Here is a 26,141-nt window from a genome sequence, read left to right on the forward strand (position 1 = left end):
AGTGGGGAATCTCACTTCTTTACTCAGCACTCTTCAAATATCCCCATTTTTCGACATTCCCTGAGGAGAATTCATGCGCTTTATCTTAGTCTTGCTGACTCTGCTTGGTGTCAGCTGCTCGATTTCCACCGCTCAGGCGGGTTCTGTGATCAAACGTGTCAAGGAACACAATGTGGTTCGCTGTGGCAGCGTCGAGCGGACAGGTCTGGCAACTGAAGCCGAGCCAGGAGGCTGGAGTGGTCTCAACGTCGACGTCTGCCGGGCGATCGCCGCCGCCGTGCTGGGATCTCCTGACCGCATCGAATATCATGAGTACGAAACGCCGAAAGACTTCGATGCTGTGCGTAACCAGCAGGACGACGTATACTTCCTCACAGGATCGGAGATTGACGAGCAGAAGCTGGCCGGCAAGTTAGTACCTGGCCCTACTATCTTCGTAGAATCCAATGCGGTGATGGTGGCGTCCACCTCGGCTGCACACCACGTCCGCGACCTGGCCAAAGAAAGCATCTGTTTCATGATTGGCAGTTCGGTCGAGCGCAGCCTGACGGCTTACTTCGGTGCACTCCACAAGAACTGGTTCCGTCGGCCGTTCTCTGAGGATGGGGAGATGATCGACACATACAACGTCCAAAATTGCCACGCGATCGCCGATGAGATCACGACCCTTGCAAAGATCCGCCTTGACCCTGGAGTTAACCAATTATCGAGCCGCATCCTCCCGGAGCTACTGACGACCTTTCCGGTGATCGCTGCAACCGGAACCGCGGACGCTCAGTGGTCTGCGATCGTCGCGTGGACAGTCGATACATTGATCAACGCCCAGAGACCGGAAACACGCTGGTATGCGGGCAATGCTGGGGCGATGCCAATCTTTGCACCAGAACTGGGTCTCGATCACGAGTGGCAGCGCCGTGTTCTTGCATCTGTAGGCAACTATGGCGACATCTTTGATCGTCATCTAGGGAAAGGCTCCCAACTCAAGCTCGACCGCGGATTAAATGCGAACTATCTCCAAGGAGGACTTCTTCTAAGCCCGTTCCTTGAATAATTTCAACTCAGACAAAGTTTTTGGCAAAGATATTGATGGGGAAATTTATTATACCTTGGCATCTATTGTAGTCAGAGGTTAGGATTTATCATAATTCCTTAACAAAACACCCGTCCTCCCAATACAATCTCAAGTAGCAAGCACCTATCAAGTCAAGCACTTATATTGAATGGACGCGCGGGTAATTTAGTATGTCCCAAAAAAATGAAATACCTATTCTTGTTTTATCCATCCTAATCACGGTTGGGCTAATAGCTAGCGGTTTTTGGTGGTTCACCAGAAAGTCTGGTCTTGACCTAAATACAATTAATTCTGGTAGTACCAAAACGCCCCAAACTGCATCAGAACAACCTAGTGGCAAGACTTTCGCCTCAGTACAAAATGTTCCTACAGGATTATTCAATTACGGAGGCAGTACATCTTGGGCACCGATTCGACTGGTAGTTGATCCAGGAATTCAAGCGGCGCGACCAGAACTTCGGCTACGCTATGTAGAACCCAGCAATGGATCTCCTGGTTCTGGTACTGGTATCCAGTCACTGATAGACGGTCAATTAGCTTTTGCCCAGTCCTCCCGACCAGTTCTAGATCAGGAGTTAAGCCGTGCCCAGCAGCGTGGGTTGACTTTGAAACAAATTCCTGTGGCAATTGATGGTTTGGCAGTCGCAGTTAACCCTAACCTCAATATCTCAGGACTAACGATAGAACAGTTAAAGTCAATTTATACAGGCAAAATCAATAATTGGAGCCAGGTGGGCGGCCCCAATATCCCGATTAAGCCCTATTCTCGCCGCATTGTTGATGGCGGTACAGTCGAACTTTTTGTTCAAGACATCTTGGGTGGTCAAGCTTTTAGCTCCAATGTGGAATTTATCTCCACAACCACCCAAGCCTTGCAAAAATTGGCTAGTAGTTCTGGCAGCATCTACTACGCTTCTGCCCCAGAAGTGATTCCTCAATGCTCAATCAAAGCCTTGCCGTTGGGGCGGACGCAAGGGCAATACATTGCTCCATACCAAGAACCTTCTGTCCTCCCGTCTGAATGTCCTGGTAAACGGAACAAATTGAACACTGAAGCTTTCCAATCAGGAAAATACCCCATTACTCGCAATCTATTTGTGGTGGTCAAACAGAATGGTCAGACTGAGCAGCAAGCAGGTGTCGCTTACGCCAACTTACTACTGACTGAGCAGGGACAAGAACTGATTAGCCAAGCTGGGTTTGTCAAAATTCGCTGACAGGAGCAATCGCCTCCGGCGGGGCGTAGCCCATCGCACCCAGACAGAGTGGCGGAAATCGCCGCTCTGAACTGTGCTTTAACCAGCTCTATTAATCGATTCTGCTGGCAAGCAAATGAGATTATCCCCTTGGGTGAGGATTAAGCCGCGTTGACGCAGCTTACCCATCAAGCGGGTGACGGTGACACGAGTCGAACCAATCGCGCTCCCAATTTGGGCATGGGTGAGGGGGAAGGGCAGACAATAACCGCGAATCACATCAGGATCAGTGTCGCTCATTGCTGGCTCTCCATATTCCTCAATTAACAATGTGAGAAATCCTAAGAGGCGGTCAATTGTGCGGCGTTGTCCCAAGGCACTCAGCCACAGCAGCTTACGCTGATGCTGATACCTAAAGGCATCCATAACTTCGCGACGGAAGTGAGGCCAGTTGTCTAAGTCATGCCAGTACATCCACAGCACCGCAGTTTGGTCAACATGGGCGTAAGCCTGGAGTGTAAATGGTGATTGGGCAACAATTTCAAATGGCTGTCCCGCTCCCACAAAACCCAAGAACGCTTCTTCTGGGGTTCTGTTGATTCGTCGAGACGTTAGCTGACTGGCAGTCGCACTCACTTGGGCGGTTCCTACCATGCGGATCGCACCCCTTTGCACCAAATATAGCAATCCAGGTCGGGCTGGAATGCGCTCATCTTTGCTAAAGGTACGGCAGCGGTAGTGTTCTTGAGCCCAGTCAAGAATTCGTTGCCAAGTTAAAAAAGGCCGTGATGCCTCAGAAAAGGAGGATGGAGATTGCATAGGTAACAAAGAGCGTTCGGCTGAAGACAAAGACGTTATAAAAAGGTGCAAGGAGTGTCTTTGTATTGGCGAGGCTTAACGCCTAACAGCGCCAGCCAATCCAAAGAATAGAAAGCAAATTACTCTCTACTCTTTTGTTATACTTCCTACTGTACAATGATGGTAGTAAAGTTTACTTACTATTCATCAATTATTCATCAAATTTTATCCTCTTCTCATTTTTCTTTATCTAAATTATATTTATCTCGCAAGATAGATGACAGAAAATCAGTAAATATATTTTACATAAGGGTTTATACATAATTACGTGCATTATAAATTACTAGTTAGGAAATATACGTCAATTAAACAGCTATTATATAGTTATCTGAAAAAACTACTAAGCATTGATACTTATAAACTAGAAAATATATGCGTAAAAGACGAAAAAATTCCTCTATATAAAGATAGAGATGAAGGTAGAGTTTTATATATCTCAAGTGTGGCTCTGCAGCTATCAAAATCTCAGAATCGAAAAGCTATGGAGCTTGCCAGTGCGATCGCCTCTGATTTATCGAAGACTTGTGGCGACGTTTTTAGCGTCCAAATTGTTCCCCCTGGGTGGATACATTTTGAATTAACTCACTGTACCTTAGCGGCTTGGTTACAAAGTCTTGCAGTGGAGAGTTTAGGGGAGCAGGGAGCAGAGGGAAAAGAGGTAATTTTTAATTCTCCCCTTTGCCCCCAGCAAAGAGCCTCTCTGCCTTTTGTGCCCAATACAACTCTTGGAGAGGCTGCGCCAACGACGCCGGGTCCATCAAGCGTTCGCGTAGCGTCTTGTAGAGAAGCCGAGATGCTCAGTACAAGTACCCAATACCCAATGCCCAATTCATTGTTTGCTGTTCAGTACGCCCATGCACGTTGCTGTTCGCTAGTGCTGATGGCTCATCGAGAAGGATTGATTAAACTTAGAGAACCAGTTCCAAATACTAGTCCAGCTTTTTGGAGTGTTATCTTCCCTAACCCTTTACCTTGGCTCAATTGTGATGGAACATTGCGGCTAAATCACCCAGGTGAGCGTCGTCTAATTGCTGAGTTAGTGCAAGTGGTAGATAACATCGAGTGCCCTGATATTAGCGGTTCTGTGAAATGGGAAAAAGTAGCGCTGAATTTGAGCCAAGCTTTTGAAAACTTCTGGTCTAATTGCCGGATTTGGGGTGAGGTGAAAATTACCTCACCAGAGCTAGCTCAAGCCAGACTTGGATTGCTTATGGCTACTCAGTCAGTATTAAGATATGTGCTAGAGGAAAACTTGGGTGTTTTTGCGCCCTTGGAATTATAAATCGGTAATGTCGCTTAGGTAGAAAATAAAAACTTTTATAATAGCTATTGACTGAATGCATCACCTGGGCTACATTAGCAGGTGTGTGAGGAGCGAACCAGCTAGGGCACCGAGACGAAACACGGCCAGTCGTCGGTGTCCTTTCTGATTTATATGGGTTAACTTTGAAAAAGTGCCCTGATTACAGCAAAAACTTTTCAATTGCTACTGCTGCTCCGTCTTCCTCTACGCTAGGAGCTACCCACTGAGCGATCGCTTGCACTCCTGCTGGTGCGTTGCCCATAGCTATACCAAGTCCAACATATTCCAGCATTTCCACATCATTGAAGTTATCGCCAATAGCCATAACGTTGGCTGTCTGTAATCCCAGCAATTCTTCGGCTAGGTAACGCACAGCAGTTCCCTTATTCACAGAGGCGTTAGTTGCTTCAAAAAAGGTAGCAACAGATGTTGTGAGATAAAGTTCAGCAGGTGTGTATTGGCGGCGCATATTCCCCAATAGCTGATCAATCACATCAGTGTCATCGCACAAAGCGAGAATTTTTGTTGGTTCATTCGTTAAGGTTTGGCGCAAATCACCTACGGGAATCGGGGTAATACCAGAACGTTCTGCATAAATTCGGGTTTCTCTAGTTAACTCACGGACGTATAGCTGATCATTGATGTAAAAGTGGACAGATAGGAGCGATCGCAACTCAGGCTGCTCAAAATAGTCGATTAACTTGTGGGCAATTTCCCTGGAAACACCCCAATGGCGATGAACTTTTTGGCTGATCGGGTCTTGAATCCAAGCTCCCTGATAGGCCATTAATGGTAGGGTAGAGCCAATATCTTGGTGGAAGCGCAAGGCTGAACGATACATTCGACCTGTAGCGATCGCCACTTGAATTCCTCGGGCTTGGGCTGCAACAATCGCTTGCTTGACACCTGCACTGATAGTGTTAGAGTGTCCAGCGATCGTGCCATCTACATCTAAAACTAGTAGTTTAATGTCTTTTGCAGCAGCCTGATTATCAGTAGATGCCAAATGTGTGGCAGATGCTTTGTGCATAATTTCCTAGATTTTAAGTTCAAGTAAGAGGTTAACAGGCTCTAGAAACCAGTGGGGAGTACTAAAGCTGCAAATACGTAGACATCAGTTTGTCTGAAATCATGTACAGGAGCTATTGGTAGGCAAAAACTGCGCTATTGTCGCCAAAGCCAAGCTGAACGAGCATCTAAAATTGCTAACTATCTGACAAAGCTTCTGGCTAAAATAGGGTTATGTCTGAAATCACTTCTGCAACTGCAACACGCCCCACGTTCATCCTTGTAGATGGGCACTCCCTCGCTTATCGTTCATACTTTGCTTTCGCCAAAGGGCGAGATGGAGGACTGCGGACTACAACGGGGATTCCTACCAGTATATGTTTTGGTTTTGTTAAGTGTCTGCTGGAGGTAATGGCAACACAACAGCCCCAAGCAATGGCGATCGCTTTTGATTTGGGCGAGGCAACTTTTCGCCACGAAGCTGACGATACTTATAAAGCTGATCGTCCTGAAACGCCAGAAGACTTCATTCCTGACTTAGCAAACCTGCATGAGTTGCTCAATGGCTTCAATCTCCCAATTTTCACTGCCCCTGGTTACGAGGCAGATGATGTTTTGGGAACCTTAGCCCAGCGAGTAACTGCTGCTGGGTATAGGGTGAAAATTCTCACTGGCGATCGCGATTTATTTCAACTGATTGACTCTGACAAAGAAATCACTGTTCTGAATTTTAGTCCAGATGCTCTAAAGCGCTCTACAAATAGCAGCATTACGGAATTTGAAGCAGAACAAGTCAAACAGAAGATGGGCGTTTTACCTTCACAAATTGTGGATTTCAAAGCTCTTTGTGGTGATAAATCAGATAATATTCCTGGAGTCAAGGGAATTGGGGAAAAGACAGCAGTGCAGTTGCTAAATACCTATGGTTCCCTTGACCATATTTATGCTGCGTTAGATGAAATTAAAGGCGCAACTCAGAAAAAACTAGCAAGTGGTAAAGAAGATGCCGATAGGTCTCGGTATTTGGCAACTATAGTTTTGGATGTTCCTATAGAAATTAATTTAGAAGATTGCAAATTAAAAGGGTTTGATACAAGTGTCCTGACACCAATTTTAGAAAAGTTAGAATTCAAGTTTTTTTTAGGGAAAATCAACGACCTACAGCAACGTTTTGGTGGCAAAATTGAAGAAAAACAAGAAGCGAAAACAGACGCAATTAATCCCAATACTAACTCAGAATTTAGCGCTGACGAAGATAATGATTTGTGGTTTTTCAGTGCTAGTGATACAGCAGCAGTTCTCCAAAAATCCACTTCCCCGATTACACCACGCATTATCAACACCAAAGCCAAACTAACTGAGTTAGTAAAACTTTTGCAAAAATTCACTAATCCACAGACTCCTGTTGCTTGGGATACTGAAACCACCGATTTAGAACCAAGAGACGCTGATTTAGTAGGAATTGGTTGCTGTTGGGGAACGAAACCAGATGAGATAGCCTATATTCCTTTGGGGCACAAAACTGGGGAAAATTTGCATAAAGATTTTGCGCTAGAAACACTACGCCCAATTCTCGAAAGTGCTAATTATCCCAAAGCTTTACAGAATGCCAAATTTGACCGCTTAGTTCTAAAGTGTCAAGGAATTAATTTGGCGGGAGTAGCGTTTGATCCCATGCTGGCAAGTTACATTCTAAATCCAGATTCGAGTCATAATTTGATGGATTTGGCGCAGCGATATTTGGGATTGATCGCAAAAAGTTACTTAGATTTAGTTCCTAAAGGTAAAACCATCGCTGATATAGATATTCCCGCCGTAGCAGATTACTGCGGTATGGATGCTTATTCTACCTTTGGCTTAATCCCGAAATTACGTGAGGAACTAGATAAAATTCCAGCTTTATCTAAGCTATTAGTGGAAGTGGAACAGCCACTAGAAGCGGTTTTAGCCCAAATGGAATACACGGGTGTCCGCATTAATTCAGCTTATTTACAAGAACTTTCGCAGCATTTAGAAACAGAGTTAGCCAGGTTAAAAGAGAAAGCAACTGAAATAGCTGGGGAAAATTTTAACTTGGGTTCTCCTAAGCAATTGAGCCAAATATTGTTTGAAAAGTTGGGGTTAAGCACTAGACATTCTCGTAAAATTCAAACGGGCTACTCTACAGATGCAGCAACGCTAGAAAAACTCCAAGAAGATGATAATACTGGATTTGTTGAGGCGCTCATTGAGTACCGCACTCTATCTAAATTAAAGTCTACTTATGTTGATGCATTACCTGCATTAGTGCGTCCAGATACCCAGCGGGTGCATACTGATTTTAATCAAGCAGCGACATCAACTGGTAGGTTATCTTCTTCCAATCCGAATTTGCAAAATATCCCCATTCGTACAGCTTTTAGTCGCCAAATTCGTAAGGCGTTTTTGCCAGAAGCTGGTTGGCTAATGGTGGCTGCTGATTACTCACAAATTGAATTACGGATTTTGGCTCATTTGAGTCAAGAGCCGATATTAGTGCAAGCATATCAGCAAAATGAAGATGTTCACACTGTTACGGCGCGGTTAGTCTTTGAAAAAGAAAATATAACCTCAGAAGAAAGAGGGTTGGCAAAAACTATCAATTTTGGCGTGATTTATGGAATGGGTTCTCTAAGGTTTTCGCGCTCAACTGGGATAGACAAGACCATTGCCAATGAGTTCATTAAGCGGTTTAATGAACGATATCCTAAAGTCTTTGCATATTTGGAACGAGTCAAAAAAGAAGCGATATCTCTTGGTTATGTAGAAACTATTCTCGGTCGTCGTCGTTACTTTGATTTTACTAATAACAGTTTACGCAAATTAAAAGGCAGTAACCCAGAAGATATTGATCTGAGTAAATTGAAGAATTTGGGTGCTTACGATGCAGGTTTATTACGCTCCGCTGCTAATGCACCAATTCAAGGTTCCAACGCTGATATTATCAAAATTGCAATGGTAAGACTGCATGAGGTTTTAAAGAATTATCAGGCGCGTTTGTTGTTGCAAGTTCATGATGAATTAGTGTTTGAAGTCCCCCCTCAGCAGTGGGAAGAATTACAACCACAAATTAAGTCGGTAATGGAAAATGCAGTCCAGTTGAGTGTACCCTTGCTGGTGGAAGCGCGTGTCGGTGAAAATTGGATGGAGACCAAGTAAGTTGAACTAGAGACTGAGAATTCTGACAATTACATTGGTATAAAAGTACTTTTGTCTTATACCAATTCGCTATGAAGATGAACTTAATTTTTATTAAACGAACCGCCCTACCCTGCGGGAACGCCTTGGGCGAACGGGTGACGCTCGTTCGCCCAAGGCGTCTCCCCTTCTCCCAAAGGGAGAGGCTAGCGCCTGCCGTAGGATGCCCAAAGGGCTGTAGGGAGAAGACTCGCTCTCCGTGGCGCTAACACCAGTCGCCTACGGCGGGAAACCCGCCGGAGAGCGCTGGTTTACCAAGGACAACCAAGGACGCCTTCACGCAGCGTCTTTTAGAGAAGGAAGAAGAAATAATAAGGACGCCAAGGACGCCTTCACGCAGCGTCTTTTAGAGAAGGAAGAAGAAATAATTAAGTGCAAGTTTACGGAGAATTGATATTAGTAAGTACATCAATTTGACAAAGTAATCAAGAGTCAAAAGTATTGATTTTTGACTCTTGATGATGGAGCAGGCAATAGTTAAGAGTTAACCGCCACGCTTTAGCGCTGCTTCAACTTGCTGTAACTCCTTCTCTAAACGATTTTTGAGTTTTTCGGGTACAGAACGATTTGGGTAAGAACTGTAATGTCCAGCTAGGGAGTTGAGGGCTGTTCGCATGGTTGTAAAGGAGCCAAGACCAGAAACAGAGTTAACCCGCTGATAGCGAGCTGAAAAGTCATTAATTTTTTGACGCGCTTCTGCTTGAACTGCTGCTTTGTCTGGTGAATCTTGTGATATATCCAGAGCTTGTCTCATAACATTGACCACAGCTAAGGTGTCTTGGCGATAATCCCCACTCAAACTATCTCGACTGCCAGAACAGCCCATTAAGCCGATAGCTACAACCAAAACCAGCGCAAGTAAACGCGACCAATAGCGCTTCATATGCATTAAGTAAAAGAATACGTAAATCAACGTCCATCCTATCTTGAATTGGTAACTTGGGGATCAATTGAGTGGGGAGCAATTGAGTAAGGAGTGGGGAGTAGGGGAGTGAAGGGCAGTTTCATTCCCTAAAAGGCGCTCATTTACTAAAACAAAAAGGATGAGCAAACAACTAGCAAGTCCAACAATACCAATTGTGGCAATTAAGGGAGCAAAACGAGGATGTATATGACGCAACCAGAAATTAGAAATTTGTCGAAGCATACTTTAATATCATTCATCGTTAGAAGACCCAGCCACGGTTAGTCTTCTCTGCTTTAGAGTTGTGAACAGGATACAAACTCCAAGTATTGACACAAAGACTATAGATGAGCCGATAGTACCAAAATCCAGGCCACCTATTGGGTGTGGTTTTGTGAGAATATCCCCCAATGTTGAACCAAATGGTGTATTTCAATATGGCTAGCGCCTTGCGCTACGCGCTTCAGCAACGCCAAAAATCAGAAAGGGAAGGTTTAGCAAATCTACGATTCCGAGGATAAGGGGTGTTCCGATTATGGGGTGAGATCATTTATATGCTTAAACGCATCACTCAATTGGGTGACGTACTTTTTTCTCATTTCGCACGGAAAAGAATAGGACAACCGCCAGCACGATAAAGGCGATCGCTAAACCAATGATGATGGCAAATAAGCACGGAACTTAAAATCACATTGTCAAGAAGTTGGTAAACGCACAGTAAAACAACTACCAATTCCTAGAAGCAAGCAACTAAGTTAAGCGTTGAAGACTAGTTTTTTTAAGATGACTCGTAAAATCTGTTTTTTTCTCTCTGCTCTCTCTGTGCCTCTGCGGTTTAAAAGTAATTTATTTAACTATTGAGGCGTAGAGAACACAGAGATAAGTATGAGATAAGGCTTCCTTTAACTCCTGACTTTCTGATAAAGAGTATTGCGTTGTTGGTAAGGTCTTCCTAAAGAAGCGATCGCAGCTTCCAAAGTTTCCACTTCCATACATGTACCACCCAAAGCACCTGCCATTGTGGTAATGTGCTCCTCCATTAATGTGCCGCCAATATCATTGCAACCCCAAACTAAAGCTTCTGTTGCACCAGCAAGCCCCAGTTTTACCCAACTCTGCTGATGGTTGGGAATCCAATTACCCAAGTAAATCCGCGCCACAGCCCCTAGCAGCAGCGCATCGGTTAAAACTGGTTGATCGCGTCCGACACGGCGACGTAAGGGTTTGGGCGCTTCTTGTCCAACAAAGGGTAATAAAATAAACTCTGTGATACTTGCTGGATATCCCTGATTGATGGCGGTTTTTTGGAGCGATCGCAATTTTTCTAAATGCCCGATTTGCTGTTCGTGGGTTTCAATATGCCCAGATAACATGGTGCTAGTGGTATGCAAGCCTAATTTGTGAGCTGTGCTGACAATTTCTAGCCAAGTGGCTGTGTCAATCTTCTCTGGACAGAGTATCCGCCTTACCTTATCGTCTAACACTTCTGCTGCTGTTCCCGGCATTGAGCCAACACCAGCATCGCGCAAAGCAATAATCACATCAGCATACTCAAGTCCGTCAAGTCTAGCGATAAATTCCACTTCCTGGGGAGAGAAAGCGTGGAGATGTATCTGAGGAAATTCTTGTTTAATGGTTTCTACTACCTTGAGATAATAGGACAAAGATTTACCATTTATCTGCGCTTGTGGATTTAATCCCCCCTGCATACAGATTTCCGTCGCACCCCGCCGCACCGCATCTGTCGCCTTTTGCAAAATTTGTGCCGAATCTAACCAGTATGCATCGACATTACCATCATCTCGACGGAAAGCACAAAAACTACAGTGTTGCTCACAAATATTAGTAAAGTTGATATTACGATTAATTACGTATGTAACTGTATCGCCTGCTTGAGTGTGGCGGAGTGTGTCGGATGTAGCACGGATTGCGGCGATCGCTTCTGGCTCACTTTGTTCTAACAATACCACTCCCTCTTCGAGAGATAAATCGTACCCCATCAAGGCACGTTCAAGAATTTTTTCAACTGTAATTTTTGTCAGCATTACTTTCTTAATTTCTCAGTAAATATTAATTTTATGATCTTCTAAATAATAAAATTCTACTTAATAAATACACTAAGTACTGGAAAATACCAAGTTTATACTACTAATTGAAGTACGATATGTAGGATTAACCAAGACAATTGAAGCCAAAACATTGAATTCTGCGAGAGTTTTATTGGCCTTGTATGCGAACCTTAGGAGCAATACTTGCCAGGGTTAGCGCGTCTCAAACCCTATTGACAAAAGGACTTATCTGATAAGCAATCTTTATTGGAAACAAAGTGGCACTATCCGAGCTAGGGTAAGATTTAATCTATCGAGCTGCCAGTTCAAAGTAATGCCAACTTTCCTTTGAGAACAAAAAAAACAAAACCAAAGCATTTTTTGCACCCAGTACTGTTAAAGTAAGAAAATTTTGCTAGAGTTTTCCGAGACTGATTCTTGCTTGCTCTGGATTTAACAACTTAATTAGCAGTTTTGATGTAAGATAAAATTATTGACAATAATTATTAATCCCTCTAATATTTAGCAATTGCAAATCTTTGACAATTCTTTTTTGGTGCTAACCGTAACTAAATGTCATGCCCAACAACTTCGCTCTAGGTAACGAAAAACCGTGGAGCCGCCGTCAATTACTGAAGCTAGGACTAGCAGGTGCTGGAGTGATTGGTGCAGCTGGACTTTGGCAGACGTTAAATCTACAAAGTAAGTCAATCGTCAAAGTGCCACCACTGGATATGGAAGTACCAGACGACGGTACTAACCCGATGAAGATGTTAAGGGATTTTGATTATGGAACGGTAAAGCAAGAAAATGGGCGGACTATCCGAGAATTTCAGTTAACTGCGGGTACTTCCATAATAAAACTCAATAGTGCTGTCTCTTACAACATCTGGGATTTAAACGGTCGCATACCAGGGCCAACGCTACGGGCAAAACAGGGCGATCGCGTGCGAGTGCTTTTTCTCAACAACGCAGGACATTCTCACTCTTTGCATTTTCATGGCGTTCATCCGGCACAAATGGATGGGGTTCGCCCAATCAGCAATGGCAAAGCCACAATTTATGAATTTGATGCTGAACCCTATGGCGTACACTTGTACCACTGCCATATTGAACCAGTTACCCGTCACATCGCCAAGGGACTGTATGGGATGTTTATCATCGATCCACCTACGCCCCGTCCCCCGGCTGATGAGATTGTACTAGTCATGGCTGGGTATGACGTGAATGATGATGGCCATAATGATTATTATGCCTTCAACGGTTCGCCCCATCATTACATGCATCATCCCATTCCTATTTACCAAGATCAGTTGATTCGGCTGTATATCCTCAACATCATTGAATATGATCCGGCAGTAACGTTTCATCTCCACGCCAACTTCTTTGATGTCTATCGCTATGGCATGAGTATGACTCCTAGCGAGAAAGCAGATGTGATTACGATGGGTATAGCAGAAAGGCACATCTTGGAATTTGCTTTTCGCTACCCAGGTAAGTATATGTTCCATCCCCATCAGGATGCGATCGCCGAAAACGGTTGCATGGGTCAATTTGAAGTAGTTGCTCAAAGCAAATCTCAAAAGACTGTTAACAATTCATGACAAATAATTAATAATTTCTATTCAAGCTAAGTACAAGGTACACAATTGGTAAGAATAAAATTTTAAATCAAATAGTTGATAAAAAATATCATTATATGCGAAAGTAAAATCTATGACGATTTCTTAAACAAACTACGTTTAAGTAATAGTTTGAAGCATTTGAACCAATACCTTTTAAATTGTACGAGAAGCAGAAATGAAAAAATTTCGCTATATCTGTTTAACAGCGGCAGCTGCGGCAATAGTTACCTTGAGTTCCTGTAGTAGTACACCAACGGCAGAAAATCCCTCAGCACCAGTTACTAGCCCTCAAGCTACAGAGGCAGTCAGTGAGAACAGTCATAGTGGTCACGGTGGCAAAGAAAAAATTAACATTAACACTGCAATATTGTCAGAATTGGATAAGTTTGAAGCCAAGCTAGGTGTCCCGGCTTTATCCAACAAAATTCAGGCAGGTCGTCCCTATGGCAGCCCAGAAGATTTAGTTACTAAAAAAGTAATTACTCAAGAGCAGTTCGACCAAATTAAAGACCAGGTTGGTGTTCAAGAAGTGGTACTCACAGGTGAGGCAAAAGATGTTGACTATATGTCTAAATTAGGCTTAATGAAAGGGCATCTTTTGGTAGCACAAGAACTGCTGGATCAGAATCAGCCGAAACAAGCAGAACCTCATATAGGACATCCAGTTGAGGAGATTTACGTTGACGTAGAAGAACAATTGAATGAGCGCAAAGTCAAAGAATTTAAGACAACTTTGGTGAGTTTGCAAGATTTAGTGAAATCTAATTCAAAAGATAGTAAAGTTAAAACTAATTTTGCTTCTTCGGTACAAGCAGTTGACGGAGCGATCGCAGCTTTGCCAGCAGATCAACGCTCCAAACCAGGATTTGTGCTACAGGTAATTAACGAATTGCTAGATTCAGCTAACTCCGAATATGGCGCTGCGATCGCAGATGGTAAAATAACCGCACCAATTGAGTATCAAGACTCTCGTGGTTTTGTCGTTTACGCCAATGATTTATACAAAGGAATTTCTAGTCAAGTAGCTCAAGCCGATCCCGAAGCACACAAAGCGATCGACAGTAGTTTCGCTGAACTAATAAAAGTTTGGCCCGCCGCCATCCCACCAGCAAAAGCAGTCAAAACTCCTAATGATGTTACCAAGCTGGTGAAAACCATTGAGGAAAACTCTCAAAAAGTGGTTGACAAATCCAATACCCAAGTATAGCGATAACACTTTCATTTAATGGGAAGGGTAGGGTAAGGAGTTTAAAATGAGGAAATAGTTAGGAGTTAAGAATTACGAATTACGAATTACTTACTCCTAACTCATTACACTCCATTCGTTACTTGAACTAACAGCTGATGCAAGAACTTGACCAGAAAAAGACCATTGACCTGCTGAACGCCATCATGGAATTTGAACTAGCAGGGGTAGTGCGCTATACACATTATTCTTTGATGGTGACTGGTCCTAACCGTATTCCAATTGTGGCTTTTTTCAAAGCACAGGCAAGTGAGTCTTTACTTCATGCCGAACAAGTGGGAGAAATTCTCACCGGTTTAGATGGGCATCCCTCCCTGAAAATTGCCCCAATGGAAGAAACCTACCAGCATAAAGTCAAGGATATCTTGGCAGAAAGCTTATCCCATGAAAAAAAGGCATTGGATCTGTATAAAGATCTGCTCGAAACTGTCACCAATGCCAGCATTTATCTTGAAGAATTCGCTCGCGGCATGATTGGGCAAGAAGAGATGCATAATCTCGAACTGAAAAAGATGCTACGTGATTTTGGTTAATAGTTATTAGTCATTAATTATTGGCTAGGGACTAATGACAAAGATAGAAGTCTGAAGAGAGCGAAAAACCGGAGCGGATGTTTCCTCTGCTCTGGATTTTTCAATTTTTGGCTTCCGGCCATAAGAACGCTTGCTTCCCCGTTCGCGTAGTGTCCCGTAGGGAAGGGGTACAGGGACAAAAGACAAAGGATAAAAGATGAATTTTAGTACTGCTCTACCGACTTTTGTAATAACACTTCGAGAAGGAGTGGAAGCTGCTCTTGTTGTTGGCATTGTCCTAGCTTTGCTCCAAAAAGCTAAACAATCTCGACTCAACTCTTGGGTGTATGCTGGTGTCGGCGTTGGCATTGTCGTCAGTGCCTTAATCGGTGTGCTATTCAGTTGGATAATTCCAGTACTGGGAGCAGTGAATCCTCAATACACCTCGGTAGTTGAGCCAGGGTTAGAAGGTGTGTTTAGTGTATTAGCGATCGCAATGCTCAGTTGGATGCTAATCTGGATGACCAAACAAGCCAGATTTATGAAAGCTACAGTTGAGGGAGCAGTTACACAAGCACTGACACAAAACTCAAATGCTGCTTGGGGTGTTTTTACTTTAATTTTAGTTGCCGTTGTCCGCGAAGGCTTTGAAACTGTTCTGTTTGTTGCTGCTAATTTTCAACAGGGATTAATGCCAGCATTGGGTGCTATTGCTGGTTTGGTAGCCGCATCTGCTATTGGAGTACTGCTATTTAAATGGGGTGTCAAAATTAACATCCGCCAGTTTTTCCAGGTAATGGGTGTTTTCTTAGTGTTGATTGTCGCTGGGTTGGTAGTTTCAGGCTTGAAACATTTTGACGACGCTGTAGCTAACCTTGCCCTTAGCAGTCGTGCCACAGAAAGCCTTTGTTTCTATTACGAACGTTTTACTAAAGTCCACTCCTGTATTTTGGGGCCAATAGTTTCAAATACTTCCACAATCTTGCCTGACGAACAGTTTCCTGGCATTATCCTCAAATCTTTATTTGGTTACACAGAGAATCTCTATCTTGTACAAGCAGTGGGATATGTGGCATTTTTACTTATCATTGGAGGACTGTATTTCCGCAGCCTTGGAGGTGCTTCTCCTGAAGGTAAAAAGAATATCCCTTCTGCTCAAAAATAAATTAGTTCTGCGAAAGATTAAAAGCACAGTCAATTTTATATTTTTTGCCTCGTTCCCACTCTCTGACTGGGAATGCCTATTGGGGGGCTACCGCCTCCCCTATTCATTATTCAAGGTAGAACCTGCAAATTAGATTTTAAATTATATTTATTGAGCTAAGTACAGTTTTGCATAAAATCGTAGCGTTTTTAAATGCAGAGGGACGCATTGGCATTGCAGAGGGACGCATTGGCATTGTAGAGGGACGCATTGGCATTGTAAAGGGATACATTGACATTGCAGAGGGACGCATTGGCAATGCAGAGGGACGCATTGGCATTGTAGAGGGACGCATTGGCATTGTAGAGGGACGCATTGGCATTGTCACCCGTCAATTTTAGATTTTGGACTTTCCTGCGGAACGCTACGCGTAGCTTGCTTCCACGAAGTGGTACGGCTACGCTCAGTCGAACGATTTTAGATTTTGAATTAAAGAATTGTTCAAATAAAAACACGGCGGCTCTAAGTATTTTCTTGCAATCTAAAATCTAAAATTTAAAATCTAAAATTGATTGCCCCGCACCTTGTGTTCAGGGTCAGCACTGAGCGAACGCAAGAGCGTCTCTAAGAGTTGCCGAAGTGTCAATCCAAAATTGCTTGACCTTTGCTAATACGGAGAATATCCTTGAATCTTGAGTCATTCTTAAATAATTTACTACCAGTGATTCCGATAACTTTTGTTTGATCAAGTCGAGAGATAATGTCAGCAAAAAGAGAAGAAAGAGCAACAACTCTTTTTGCTGATCCTTTAGGTATAGGACTTACGCAAAAACCCTCTCAAACTCTCATTTCTCCGTGACCTCTGCGTCCTCTGTGGTTCGTTTTCCGTTACCTATGCATAAGTCCTAAGGTAATTGCTGAGAATTTATCTTTTTCGTCTCAGTAGGGTTTGTGACTTTTTTTATGACTGCTGAGTAATTGCAGTCGTGCAAGCAGCTAAAACTATACTCATCTTTATAAAAAAATGCAGTAACACAAATAGGGCTTTGGCAGTCTTAAAAAAATAGGTTTTAAAACCCTTACTACTTAACTATATAATTCGATACACGTTGCCACAATTATCTAAATTGGGGTCGATGATTATTGTGTCCATCTACTGGTAGGTATGTCTAACCATCCCTTGAACGTTGCAAGATCAACATTATTTTGGCGGCGGCTATTCGCTGTTGTTTTCACTAGTAGTTCGTTGCTCCCCAACTTTGGAAGCGAACCAGCAAGGGCGCAAGTAACCCAGTATTGTCAGTTATCATCAGCGGCGGCGGAAGAAAAAGAAAACTTACGTTTGTCAGCCCTCAAAGGCAAGCAAGATGCTCAAACGCGCTACCAAAACATGGTAGAAAGACACGCACAAGAATTACACGAGTGTCGCGCTCAGACTTGGCCGCAAATCCAAGCCATTTGGTTGCGCGTATATCCCTGTGACATTCAGCCAGGAATAATTGATCAAATTATGGATCGGGCTGTTAACCGTGGCTATAACCAAGTTTATTTGGAAGTATTTTACGATGGTCAGGTATTATTACCAGCAACAGCTAACCCGACGGTTTGGCCTTCTGTGATTCGCACTCCAGGGGCAGAAAAGGTTGACTTACTCGCCACGGCAATAAAAAAAGGTCGGCAACGCGGTTTGAAAGTTTACGCTTGGATGTTTACCACAAATTTCGGCTATACTTATGCCCAGCGCCAAGATAGAGAACCAGCGATCGCTCGTAATGGTAAGGGTCAAACCAGCCTCTATGTGGTAGATAACCGCTCTCAAGTATTTATCGACCCCTACAACTTGCAAGCAAAACGCGATTACTATCAATTAATACAGCAAGTTTTGCGCCGTCGTCCAGATGGCTTGCTATTGGATTATGTGCGCTATCCGCGACAAGCAGGAAGTGATTCCATAGCCACTAAAGTTTCAGATTTATGGCTATTTAGTCCCGCAACCCAAGAAGCTTTATTTAAACGGGCACAAAATTACAAAGGGCTGGACTTGATTCGCCGCTTTTTGAGTCGAGGATACGTCACCACTGGAGATATCGCCGAAGTTGATAAACTTTATCCCCAGGAAGGGGAACCCCTCTGGCAAGGACGCCCTCTCCCACCAGCCCAAAAATCAATCCTGTCTGTAATTGATAGACAACTACTTTTACAATGGGAGTTGTGGCAGCTCGCCGTTGCCCACGCCATGCAAGGAATCCTAGATTTTGTTACCATAGCCAATTACCCAGCAAAGAAGCAAGGAATTCCCACAGGAGTGGTGTTTTTCCCCGATGGTAACCAAACTGTAGGACAAGGGTATGATTCCCGCTTACAACCTTGGGATCGGTTCCCCTCCACATTAGAATGGCATCCTATGTCTTATGGAAATTGCGGTAATGTCAGTTGTATTGTGGCACAAGTGCAACGGGTTTTGAGTATGGCAAAACCGGGTACGCAGATAATCCCAGCTTTAGCTGGTGTGTGGGGAAAATCCGTCAGTAATCGTCCATCCCTAGAAGCGCAAATGCAAGCACTTCACAAATTTGCCCCCCAACTCAAGGGAGTTAGCCATTTTGCCTACTCTTGGCAATATCCTCAGAGTGATAGCGATCGCAAATTTTGTCGCACTCGTTAAACAGTAGAATTCAGCAGTTAGAATTCAGAAGGAAAATTCCCCTCATCCCCCACTAATTAGGGACTGACAAAAAATAAATTATCCAAAATTATTTGTACATTTGTAGGGGATTTTGACCAAGATCCCCTACGATAGGATGTTTTATTTAACTGGAAGTCCCTTAATTCTGAATTCTGTATTCTGTATTCTTCTTCAATTAACTTAAAGCCAAGTCCTGTGGTGTATTACAGTTAAACAGCATTTCGGGTTCTGCTAAGGGCAAAACTTCTACAGGATATTGCCGAAGCCACTGCTGAAACGATCGCCCCCCTCCATTGATAAACTCTAAAAGTTGTGGCAAACAGCGACGGCGATAGAAACCACATAGAGGTTCCCAGCCTTTAGAATGATCGGCTAAAGCTGCGATCGCATTATCTCCCACGCTATCAAGTCTAGTTACCCAATCTTGCAACACCTCAACCCGCAACCTCGGCAAATCGCAAGCTAGCAACAGCACCCATTCTGTTTGCACTTCGGCTAGTCCTTGGGAAAAACCAACTAAAGGCCCGTGGGCTAGAGATTCCTTAGATAAAGGTACTTCCCGAATAAACTGACAACCAGGCAAAAGCAAGTCTTGATAGCGTTCTGGCCAAGGAGTTACTACATAAACAGTATCAGCACAGCTTTGAGCAATACCACAAACTCGCCGTAACAATGGCACCCCTTGAATGGGAATCAAAGCTTTATCTTGACCCATGCGAGAACTTTTACCACCTGCTAATACAATAGCGGTTAATTTGCTAGGCGAGTCAATAGTCATTCGTCAAAAAAATAGAGGGTAAAAATATATCTTGCACTTGTGTGCATCACCCGCCAGCGATTCAAATCGCTGGCTTAATAGCCAAAGTGCATTGTAAATGGACTAAAATTCTTGTTTAGTCCTCTTTTAGAGGACTTAAGCTATTAGCCAGGGGTTTATAACCCCTGGTGGTTGAGGATCTCAATCAGAATATTGAGTACTTAATCCCTTCTTGAGAGCGATTTCACGCCCTCACCTGACTTTGCTGGACTTGCTGCAACAAATGCTCTACACTTTCTGCTGGTGCAAGACACTTCAAACCTTGGCAAACTAACCCAATGCTTCCCTCTGGTATATCAGATACCACAGCAAACACAGCCGCTGGTAGAAACTTGGGGATCAAAGTGTTAATTTGCTCACTTGTGCTGCGAATCAAGGTAGAATTACGATACCAATCCAAAGCTGTAAATAAGCTGGGACAAGCTTGGGGAGCGCCATGCATTACACTCCTAAAAGCTTTCAAACCAAGTTCAGCTAAATCCAAATAATCTAGATTATCGGTGAGTAAGGCTAGACGGACAAGGTTAGCGATCGCAATTCCATTAGCTGATGGTGTAGCATTATCCGCGTAACTACGCTCTTTGACAATTAAATCTTGACTAGAATCACTAGATGTGTTATTAAACCCACCTAACTCTACACTCCAGAGAAATTCGTTGAATTCATCTTGGATAGCGATCGCATTTTCTAACCATTGTTTATGCTCAGGGTTGGAAGCTTGTAAATCCAGGAGAGCTTTAATAAAAAAGGCATAATCCTCAGACTGCGCTAAAACGGTCGGTTCTCCTTGATAGTTGAGTCGGTGGAAACGCCCATCGACAAACTGATTTTCCCAGATAAAATTCGCCGCTTGTGCTGCTAATTCCAGGTATAACGGTTGTTGGAATACCCCAGCAGCTTTAGCCAACCCAGAAATCATCAAGCTATTCCAGGCGACAATCATTTTTGTATCTGTCACCGAAGGAATGCGACCTGGCCAGTTAGCGGTTTTTGCTTCCTGGTTATTACGAGCCGGGGGAAAAGTTTCTAGTGACTCAAGACTAACGCCATAACGGGCTGTAAAAAGCTTGCTCAGTGCCGTTTCCAGTGTTGGACTCAGTTGCCCTAAATTCCTTCTTTGTAAGACATTACGTCCTTCAAAGTTACCGTTAGGCGTCACCGTAAACTGTTGTTGTAATTCCCTGAGTTCTTCAGGTGTTAACAGTTGTTGTAGTTCGCTGTAACTCCAAACGTAAAAGGCTCCTTCTTCTGGTTCTACTGCCGTGGCTTGGGTGAAGCTGTCGGCATCTTGAGCAGCATAGAAGTAACCTTCAGGCGCGGTCATTTCTCGCTTTAGCCATTGTACAGTACCAGCAACTGCCCTCTCAAAGGCTGGTTCTTGTATTCCTGCACTCCACAAAGAAGCCAGATACTCCACAATCTGTCCATTGTCGTAGAGCATCTTTTCAAAGTGGGGAACTGTCCAAGTAGGGTCAACAGTATAGCGATGAAAACCACCACCCACATGGTCATAAATGCCTCCCAGCGCTAAGTTTAGTCCCCGCTTGGTAGAAACTTGTTTGCCATCATACTGAGATTCAAAATTAAATCGAGTTCCCCGCAATGCTAATTCTGTATAGGGAATCATCGGAAAGCTATTGCCAGATTGCCTAGTAGTAATTACACCGGTGCTGGTTTCCCAACCTTGACGGAGTAATTCACGGTCTTCAAGCTCGGTTGTTGTACCGGATTGTAACACCGCAGACGTGAGCAAAGACTCAATAATTAGGGCTTTGCGTTGCTGTAAGTCTTCTTTTTCTGTATCGTAATAACGGCGAAGCGATTGCAACACCTGCAAAAATCCAGGACGACCATAGCGCGGGTCTACAGGGAAATAAGTACCAGCGTAAAACGGCACTAAATCTTCTGGGGAAAGAAAAATATTCAAAGGCCAACCCCCTTGACCGCTCATCATCTGCAAAGCCTGCATATAGATGCTATCGAGGTCAGGTCTTTCTTCCCTGTCTACTTTGATGGGAAGATAATTGGCATTCATGTAGTCAGCGATCGCAATATCAGAAAAAGCTTCGCCTTCCATGACAGTACACCAGTGGCAACTAGAATAGCCAATGGAGAGAAAAATCGGTTTATTTTGCCCCCTTGCAGTTGCAAGTGCTTCGTCACACCAAGACCACCAATCAATCGGGTTTTCGGCGTGTTTGCGGAGATAGAGGCTCTTAGCTTCAGCAAGGCGATTGGTCATGATCAAATAGCAAGTAAGTTGCCTTCTTTGCTCAGTCTATCCTGTTCCCAGGAGTGTTAGCTCTTGAGTTAACAGGTAGTAGTGCATGTCTTTGATATCGCCGACACCTGTGCAATTGATGAAACATTCTTACTGAAAAGGTCGCAATAGCAAGCTAACAATATTTGGTGGCATTTCTGGCATAGGTGATGCTGTCTTTGTCTGAATCAGAGTATTTGGGCTAAGTCCTACTATCAGGTGGAGCAAGAAGGTGATGATGGCGGCTTGTACAAGTTTTTCCAGCATGGCACGTCTCTCTGTGTGGATAGCATTTCAAGTAAGACTGGTTATTCTAAATACACCTCGTACTACCGATTTACCGAATTTAACAAAAATAACTTAATAATTGCTGAGGTAAATCCTAAGAAAATGTTTAAAATTTTACTGGATATTTAACATAATTCCCTAAGCAGGTCGGATTTCGGTTATCGGTTTAATCACCACATCACCAAGATAGTCCAGCAAAAGCCGAAATATGAGGTTGGCGATAATTGGAGTTTTTTGATTTGTTTTTCCTAAATGGAGATATTCTCTTAGACACCTTTTGCCGCTAAAAAGTGCCCTTGAGGGTTAAATCTATAAGATAAGCACCTTTTGCCCTCTTTTTGAGTAAAGAAAAACCAGCAAGGTTTAATTTATCTGCCTGGGAACAGTAGAGATAAACCCCAGTTTCGTGCCGTCACCGATAAAATGTATTTAAAGTAGCCACAAACACGCTTCCATGATTCCTATCGTTATTGAACAATCGGGTCGAGGTGAACGCGCCTTTGACATCTACTCACGGCTGTTGCGTGAGCGCATCATCTTTTTGGGACAACAAGTTGACAACAACATTGCTAACTTGATTGTTGCCCAACTGCTGTATTTGGATGCTGAAGACCCGGAGAAAGACATTTATATGTATATCAATTCTCCCGGTGGTTCGGTGACGGCTGGCATGGGCATTTTTGACACTATGAAACACATTCGCCCTGATGTCTGTACAATTTGTACCGGATTGGCGGCGAGTATGGGCGCTTTCCTCCTCAGCGGTGGTGCTAAGGGTAAGCGAATGAGTTTACCCCACTCTCGGATTATGATTCATCAACCTCTAGGTGGCGCTCAAGGACAGGCGACTGATATTGAAATTCAGGCGCGGGAGATTCTGTACCACAAGCAGCGGCTAAACAACTATTTAGCTGAACATACAGGTCAACCAATTGAGCGGATTGCTGAAGATACTGAACGTGACTTCTTCATGTCACCAGAGGAAGCGAGGGAATATGGCTTGATTGACCAAGTTATTGACCGTCACGCCGCTGGTAGCCGTCCAGCAGTTGCTGTTCTTAATTAATAGTCACGATTTGCAAATGGTGATTTACCACTTTTAATTCCCTTAAACTCTAAAAATAACCCTTCTTCATAATCAGAAGAGGGGTTATTTGACTTCAAAACTCGATTTAGAAGTTCAAAACTTGATTTAGAAGTTCAAAACTCGATTTAGAAGTTCAAAACTCGATTTAGAAGTTCAAAACTTGATTTAGAAGTTCAAAACTTGATTTAGAAGTTCAAAACTCGATTTAGAAGTTCAAAACTTGATTTAGAACTTGGAAATCAAAATCCTGCTCTTGGGTCTGGCTGAGATTGGAGATATTGGAGGAATTCCTGCAATTCCTCATCGGTCAGCAAAAAACGCGATCGCTTCCCATAAGTTTTAATCAGATACTCCCGTCCCTGTTCTGATGTCAACCCTAAATGCTGCATTTCAACATCGGTCTTAGCCAATACCTTAGATAAATCCTCAGAAGACATTCTAGTAATTACCTTGTCTGATTCTTCTGAGTATGTAGAGAAATCTTTAAACTCTTCATATTTCGCGTCAAGATCGCTGGGGTATTCTAGTGTAGGTTGAGATTCTAAGTATTTGAGGAATCCTAGTAGTTCTTCTTGGGTAAGCAAATTTGTATTTTGCTTGCCATAAGTTTCTATGACATACTCCTGTTCCTGCTCTAGTGTCCACCATAACCGTTCGATTTCAAAATTAATTTTGGCAATCAGAAGTTCGTCTAATGATGGTGTCGGTTGAGATGTAAGGTATTGGAGGAATTCGTACAATTCCTCATCGGTTAGTAAAGAACGCCCTCGCTTCCCATAAGTTTTAATCAGATGCTCCCGTCCCTGGTCTGTTGTCCAGCCTAAGCGCTGCATTTCGACATCAGTTTTAGTAAGTACTTCAAATAAATCCACAGGATACAATAAATGCACAGGATACATTCTAGTGATTATATTGTCTGATTCTTCTGAATCACTAGAGAAATCTTGAAACTCTTCATATTCCGCGTAAAGCTCAGAGTAGTCTTCTGGTATGGGGTGAGATTCCAAGTATCTGAGGAAATCCAGTAATTCTTCCTGGGTAAGCAAAGTGCGATCTGGCTTGCTGTAAGTTGTTATAAAATACTGTTCTTCCTCCTTTTTTGTCCAATATAACCGTTCGATTTCAACATTAATTTTGGCAATCAGAACTTCGTCGAAGGGTGGTGTAGGTAGAGATTCAAGGTATTGAAGGAAGTCTAGTAATTCTACTTCTGTCAGTAAAGTACGCGATCGCTTCCTATAAGTTTTTTTTAGATGCTCCCGTCCCTGCTGTCGTGTCCAACATAACCGTTCGATTTCAACATTAATTTTGGCAATCAGAACTTCGTCGAAGGGTGGTGTCGGTTGAGATGTAAGGTATTGGAAAAACTCGTGCGATTCATCATCGATCAGTAAAAAACGCGATCGCTTTCCATAAGTTTTTTTAAGATATTCCCGTCTCTGCTGTGTTGTCCAGCCTAATCGCTGCATTTCGACATTAATTTTGGCAATTAGAACTTGGTCTAATGTTGGTGTAGGTAGAGATTTAAGGTATTGAAGGAAGTCTAGTAACTCTACTTCTGTCAGTAAAGTACGCGATCGCTTCCCATAAGTTTTTTTAAGATATTCCCGTCCCTGGTCTGTTGTCCAGCCTCGTAGCTCCATTTCGATATCTATTTGAGCAATTACTTCAGAAAAATTTACCGATTCCATAGCTTCATTAGTATTTCAATAGCCTATGTCTTTTCTGATTGACCCTCACCAATTACAAAAGACAAATGACTATTGACTAATCAAAATCCCGCTAATGGGTCTGGCTGAGATTGCAGGTATTTGAGAAATCCGTGTAATTCTTCTTCAGTGAGCAAAGTACGCCCACGCTTGCCGTAGGTTTCAATTAGATGCTCGCGTCCCTGTTCTGGTGTCCAGCCTAAACGCTGAAGTTCCACATCTGTTTTAGCAATTACATCCGATAAATCCACGGGTTCAGCTTTCTTCTTTCTCTTTCCTGTCACTGACGGGGTGGGGACATCCTCTTGAGGGCTATAACTCCGAGGTGTAAATGGTGTGACATTATTGGCAGAAATTGCTGGAAAGGTCTGATTTTCCACCTGGTTATCAAAATTTATTTCCAAGTTTTCAACTGGAGGATCAAATTCTAGCTCCCGGTTGGCAGTCACAGGAAAGTTTTGACCTAAATCCTGGCTATAGGTATCGTTTGATAGGGGATCAGCATCGCTGTAGCCGTACTGTTCGTTACTGCTTGTTACTACTTCTGGTTTGATGTTGCGGACTCTAGAAGGCGGGATAGATATTTCTTTGTCGCTGACCACTGACCACTGACTACTAACAAAATCCTCACCTTTTGTAGAGGAATAGGCAGCAGCCTCATTCAATCCACCTTTAGTGTTCAAGGAAGGGTTTAGCTGCGCTGGGGAAATTGGATTTGAGGTAAATGCCACTGATTCGGGTGGCGCATTTGTAATACCCAAAACTATCAGCGCCCTCGTTCTGGCTTGGTCTTCTGCTGCTTCTACTGTTTCTGCCGCTGCCATACCCGTAGCACGGGTTACGCCTTCAATTTGCACGCTTGCCCGGACAATATATTTTCCTTGAAAAATTTGCACTAATTCAGAAATAAGACTGCCCTTGGGATACAAGCTCTGGAATTGAGCCAACATAATACTGCTACCAATCTAAATCTTTTTAATAACGGGGTCGATACTGCCTGTATGCTCAAGCGATGTAAACTGCCCTTACTTTAATTTACATCCACTCGATACTCAGGATGCCTATCAATAATATCGCGTGCAAGTAGCATTGAAAGCAAAATGTCCGCTAACGACTGATTGCTGTGATCACAATAAAATTTCTACCTTTTTCAATCCCTCAT

19 protein-coding genes and 4 pseudogenes are annotated in these 26,141 nt (G+C 43.3%); 11 read left to right on the forward strand and 12 right to left on the reverse strand.

Annotation, left to right across the window (positions count from 1 at the left end; translation table 11 throughout):
* Window positions 1–73 precede the first annotated feature (73 nt).
* Both V7K40_RS11705 and V7K40_RS11710 read left to right on the forward strand, forming a co-directional pair.
* Entirely contained in the window at window positions 74–1,051 is a 978-nt protein-coding gene (locus V7K40_RS11705; RefSeq protein WP_334959650.1) for a hypothetical protein, read from the forward strand.
* A 191-nt stretch (window positions 1,052–1,242) separates the two neighbouring features.
* Window positions 1,243–2,289: a PstS family phosphate ABC transporter substrate-binding protein gene (locus tag V7K40_RS11710; protein ID WP_334959652.1), complete on the forward strand. Its 1,047-nt coding sequence runs from the start codon at window positions 1,243–1,245 to the stop codon at window positions 2,287–2,289.
* Window positions 2,290–2,367: 78 nt separating this feature from the next.
* Here V7K40_RS11710 and V7K40_RS11715 read toward each other — a convergent pair whose 3' ends face one another.
* A complete protein-coding gene (locus tag V7K40_RS11715) occupies window positions 2,368–3,087 on the reverse strand; it encodes a Crp/Fnr family transcriptional regulator (protein ID WP_012412419.1) in 720 nt (239 codons plus the stop codon).
* A 307-nt stretch (window positions 3,088–3,394) separates the two neighbouring features.
* Here V7K40_RS11715 and V7K40_RS11720 point away from each other — a divergent pair, with 307 nt between their 5' ends.
* Entirely contained in the window at window positions 3,395–4,408 is a 1,014-nt protein-coding gene (locus tag V7K40_RS11720; RefSeq protein ID WP_334959654.1) for a DALR anticodon-binding domain-containing protein, read from the forward strand.
* A 181-nt stretch (window positions 4,409–4,589) separates the two neighbouring features.
* On the opposite strand, the gene V7K40_RS11725 is transcribed toward V7K40_RS11720, so the two are convergent.
* Window positions 4,590–5,459, reverse strand: coding sequence for a Cof-type HAD-IIB family hydrolase (locus V7K40_RS11725; RefSeq protein ID WP_334959656.1), 870 nt, complete (start codon window positions 5,457–5,459; stop codon window positions 4,590–4,592).
* 212 nt (window positions 5,460–5,671) lie between these two features.
* Between V7K40_RS11725 and polA the strand changes: the two genes are divergently transcribed.
* A complete protein-coding gene (gene polA / locus V7K40_RS11730) occupies window positions 5,672–8,614 on the forward strand; it encodes a DNA polymerase I (protein ID WP_334959658.1) in 2,943 nt (980 codons plus the stop codon).
* Window positions 8,615–9,137: 523 nt separating this feature from the next.
* Here polA and psb27 read toward each other — a convergent pair.
* From psb27 to cofH, 3 genes and pseudogenes are all read right to left on the reverse strand, one after another.
* Window positions 9,138–9,542 carry a photosystem II protein Psb27 gene (gene psb27, locus V7K40_RS11735; RefSeq protein ID WP_334959700.1) on the reverse strand — a complete coding sequence of 135 codons (405 nt, stop codon included), beginning with the start codon at window positions 9,540–9,542 and terminating at the stop codon, window positions 9,138–9,140.
* Window positions 9,543–9,683: 141 nt separating this feature from the next.
* Window positions 9,684–9,800 (reverse strand): annotated as a pseudogene (locus V7K40_RS11740) (phosphatase PAP2 family protein); the annotation flags it as partial.
* Window positions 9,801–10,459: 659 nt separating this feature from the next.
* Window positions 10,460–11,599: a 7,8-didemethyl-8-hydroxy-5-deazariboflavin synthase subunit CofH gene (gene cofH, locus V7K40_RS11745; RefSeq protein WP_334959702.1), complete on the reverse strand. Its 1,140-nt coding sequence runs from the start codon at window positions 11,597–11,599 to the stop codon at window positions 10,460–10,462.
* Window positions 11,600–12,183: 584 nt separating this feature from the next.
* On the opposite strand from cofH, the gene V7K40_RS11750 reads away from it, so the two are divergent.
* The 6 genes from V7K40_RS11750 (at window position 12,184) to V7K40_RS11775 (ending at window position 18,797) form a co-directional block, all read left to right on the forward strand.
* On the forward strand, window positions 12,184–13,209 hold the full coding sequence (locus V7K40_RS11750) for a multicopper oxidase domain-containing protein (protein WP_334959660.1): 1,026 nt from the start codon (window positions 12,184–12,186) through the stop codon (window positions 13,207–13,209).
* Between the two features lie 196 nt (window positions 13,210–13,405).
* Window positions 13,406–14,437 (forward strand): helix-hairpin-helix domain-containing protein, encoded by a 1,032-nt coding sequence (locus tag V7K40_RS11755; protein WP_334959662.1) that lies wholly within the window; start codon window positions 13,406–13,408, stop codon window positions 14,435–14,437.
* 137 nt (window positions 14,438–14,574) lie between these two features.
* Window positions 14,575–15,009: a ferritin-like domain-containing protein gene (locus tag V7K40_RS11760; RefSeq protein ID WP_104906910.1), complete on the forward strand. Its 435-nt coding sequence runs from the start codon at window positions 14,575–14,577 to the stop codon at window positions 15,007–15,009.
* A gap of 196 nt (window positions 15,010–15,205) precedes the next feature.
* Window positions 15,206–16,153, forward strand: a complete 948-nt coding sequence (locus tag V7K40_RS11765; RefSeq protein WP_334959664.1) for an FTR1 family protein — start codon at window positions 15,206–15,208, stop codon at window positions 16,151–16,153.
* 167 nt (window positions 16,154–16,320) lie between these two features.
* Window positions 16,321–16,533: a hypothetical protein gene (locus tag V7K40_RS11770; RefSeq protein WP_334959666.1), complete on the forward strand. Its 213-nt coding sequence runs from the start codon at window positions 16,321–16,323 to the stop codon at window positions 16,531–16,533.
* Between the two features lie 764 nt (window positions 16,534–17,297).
* The gene (locus V7K40_RS11775; protein ID WP_334959668.1) at window positions 17,298–18,797 is read left to right on the forward strand and encodes a family 10 glycosylhydrolase; all 1,500 of its coding nucleotides are present in this window, start codon (window positions 17,298–17,300) and stop codon (window positions 18,795–18,797) included.
* A gap of 196 nt (window positions 18,798–18,993) precedes the next feature.
* Here the strand turns inward: V7K40_RS11775 and V7K40_RS11780 are convergent, their stop codons facing one another.
* The 3 genes from V7K40_RS11780 to V7K40_RS11790 form a co-directional block, all read right to left on the reverse strand.
* Entirely contained in the window at window positions 18,994–19,596 is a 603-nt protein-coding gene (locus V7K40_RS11780; RefSeq protein ID WP_334959670.1) for a molybdenum cofactor guanylyltransferase, read from the reverse strand.
* Window positions 19,597–19,819: 223 nt separating this feature from the next.
* Window positions 19,820–21,877, reverse strand: coding sequence for a thioredoxin domain-containing protein (locus V7K40_RS11785; RefSeq protein WP_334959672.1), 2,058 nt, complete (start codon window positions 21,875–21,877; stop codon window positions 19,820–19,822).
* A gap of 129 nt (window positions 21,878–22,006) precedes the next feature.
* Window positions 22,007–22,162, reverse strand: coding sequence for a hypothetical protein (locus V7K40_RS11790; protein WP_334959674.1), 156 nt, complete (start codon window positions 22,160–22,162; stop codon window positions 22,007–22,009).
* Window positions 22,163–22,637: 475 nt separating this feature from the next.
* Here V7K40_RS11790 and clpP point away from each other — a divergent pair, with 475 nt between their 5' ends.
* The gene (gene clpP / locus V7K40_RS11795; RefSeq protein ID WP_273768852.1) at window positions 22,638–23,249 is read left to right on the forward strand and encodes an ATP-dependent Clp endopeptidase proteolytic subunit ClpP; all 612 of its coding nucleotides are present in this window, start codon (window positions 22,638–22,640) and stop codon (window positions 23,247–23,249) included.
* Between the two features lie 260 nt (window positions 23,250–23,509).
* On the opposite strand, the pseudogene V7K40_RS11800 reads toward clpP, so the two are convergent.
* The 4 genes and pseudogenes from V7K40_RS11800 to V7K40_RS11815 form a co-directional block, all read right to left on the reverse strand.
* Window positions 23,510–23,695, reverse strand: a pseudogene (locus V7K40_RS11800) (hypothetical protein); the annotation flags it as partial.
* Between the two features lie 264 nt (window positions 23,696–23,959).
* A pseudogene (locus tag V7K40_RS11805) lies at window positions 23,960–24,145 on the reverse strand (hypothetical protein); the annotation flags it as partial.
* Between the two features lie 633 nt (window positions 24,146–24,778).
* Window positions 24,779–24,958, reverse strand: a pseudogene (locus V7K40_RS11810) (hypothetical protein); the annotation flags it as partial.
* 83 nt (window positions 24,959–25,041) lie between these two features.
* Window positions 25,042–25,929 carry a hypothetical protein gene (locus tag V7K40_RS11815; RefSeq protein WP_334959677.1) on the reverse strand — a complete coding sequence of 296 codons (888 nt, stop codon included), beginning with the start codon at window positions 25,927–25,929 and terminating at the stop codon, window positions 25,042–25,044.
* Window positions 25,930–26,141: the final 212 nt, after the last annotated feature.

It is taken from the genome of Nostoc sp., assembly GCF_036917195.1.
Taxonomy (GTDB): Bacteria; Cyanobacteriota; Cyanobacteriia; order Cyanobacteriales; family Nostocaceae; genus Nostoc.

Bases quoted from the DNA above. Each gene is read 5' to 3' on its own strand.
- V7K40_RS11705 (WP_334959650.1), top strand. From the start codon at position 74: ATGCGCTTTATCTTAGTCTTGCTGACTCTGCTTGGTGTCAGCTGCTCG.
- V7K40_RS11710 (WP_334959652.1), top strand. From the start codon at position 1,243: ATGTCCCAAAAAAATGAAATACCTATTCTTGTTTTATCCATCCTAATC.
- V7K40_RS11715 (WP_012412419.1), bottom strand. From the start codon at position 3,087: ATGCAATCTCCATCCTCCTTTTCTGAGGCATCACGGCCTTTTTTAACT.
- V7K40_RS11725 (WP_334959656.1), bottom strand. From the start codon at position 5,459: ATGCACAAAGCATCTGCCACACATTTGGCATCTACTGATAATCAGGCT.
- polA (WP_334959658.1), top strand. From the start codon at position 5,672: ATGTCTGAAATCACTTCTGCAACTGCAACACGCCCCACGTTCATCCTT.
- psb27 (WP_334959700.1), bottom strand. From the start codon at position 9,542: ATGCATATGAAGCGCTATTGGTCGCGTTTACTTGCGCTGGTTTTGGTT.
- V7K40_RS11750 (WP_334959660.1), top strand. From the start codon at position 12,184: ATGCCCAACAACTTCGCTCTAGGTAACGAAAAACCGTGGAGCCGCCGT.
- V7K40_RS11755 (WP_334959662.1), top strand. From the start codon at position 13,406: ATGAAAAAATTTCGCTATATCTGTTTAACAGCGGCAGCTGCGGCAATA.
- V7K40_RS11760 (WP_104906910.1), top strand. From the start codon at position 14,575: ATGCAAGAACTTGACCAGAAAAAGACCATTGACCTGCTGAACGCCATC.
- V7K40_RS11765 (WP_334959664.1), top strand. From the start codon at position 15,206: ATGAATTTTAGTACTGCTCTACCGACTTTTGTAATAACACTTCGAGAA.
- V7K40_RS11775 (WP_334959668.1), top strand. From the start codon at position 17,298: ATGTCTAACCATCCCTTGAACGTTGCAAGATCAACATTATTTTGGCGG.
- V7K40_RS11780 (WP_334959670.1), bottom strand. From the start codon at position 19,596: ATGACTATTGACTCGCCTAGCAAATTAACCGCTATTGTATTAGCAGGT.
- V7K40_RS11785 (WP_334959672.1), bottom strand. From the start codon at position 21,877: ATGACCAATCGCCTTGCTGAAGCTAAGAGCCTCTATCTCCGCAAACAC.
- V7K40_RS11790 (WP_334959674.1), bottom strand. From the start codon at position 22,162: ATGCTGGAAAAACTTGTACAAGCCGCCATCATCACCTTCTTGCTCCAC.
- clpP (WP_273768852.1), top strand. From the start codon at position 22,638: ATGATTCCTATCGTTATTGAACAATCGGGTCGAGGTGAACGCGCCTTT.
- V7K40_RS11815 (WP_334959677.1), bottom strand. From the start codon at position 25,929: ATGTTGGCTCAATTCCAGAGCTTGTATCCCAAGGGCAGTCTTATTTCT.